The sequence below is a fragment of the Streptomyces glaucescens genome (genome assembly GCF_002154375.1).
In the GTDB taxonomy this organism is placed as follows: Bacteria; Actinomycetota; Actinomycetes; order Streptomycetales; family Streptomycetaceae; genus Streptomyces; species Streptomyces glaucescens.
This window is the reverse complement of the sequence record NZ_MUND01001108.1, coordinates 1-507: the sequence shown is the minus strand read 5'-3', so window position 1 is coordinate 507 and position 507 is coordinate 1. Positions and strand designations below refer to the sequence as shown.

General features: G+C 71.6%; 1 protein-coding gene. It reads right to left on the bottom strand.

Translation table 11 applies throughout. The features are described from left to right. Positions 1–389 (bottom strand): inositol monophosphatase family protein (locus CCN42_RS40915; protein WP_281259581.1); only part of this gene is annotated, 389 nt, incomplete at its 3' end. Between the last annotated feature and the right edge of the window lie 118 nt (positions 390–507).

The following is a 507-nucleotide window of genomic DNA, read 5'->3' as shown; positions in this document are numbered from 1 at the left end:
AGCACGCCGTGCCGGGCGAGCGCGACCAGGGTGCAGAAGCCCTCCTCGCCGTGCACGAACTGCCGGGTCCCGTCGACCGGGTCGACGATCCAGACCGGCGCGTCGCCCCGTATCGCCTCGTACGTGGCGGGGTTGGCGTGCACCGCCTCCTCGCCGACGACGACGGAACCGGGCAGCAGCGCGCCCAGCGCCTCGGCCAGATACAGCTCGGCCTTGCGGTCGGCGTCCGTGACCAGGTCGTGCGGGCCGCTCTTCTGGTCGACCTCGTGCGCGGCCAGTTGCCGGAAGCGCGGCATGATCTCCGCGGCGGCCGCCTTGCGGACCGCCTCCTCCACGTCGGCCGCGTGCCGGGCGAGAAACTCGTCGATGGTTCCGCTCTCTTCGATCATGACTCCATGAGAGCACGCGCCACTGACAATCCCCACCCGGCCGGTGCACTCACGATGGAATCGGGATGAACGGCACGGCGGCGCGAGCGGGAGCCGCATACCGCCCCCTCACCCGCCA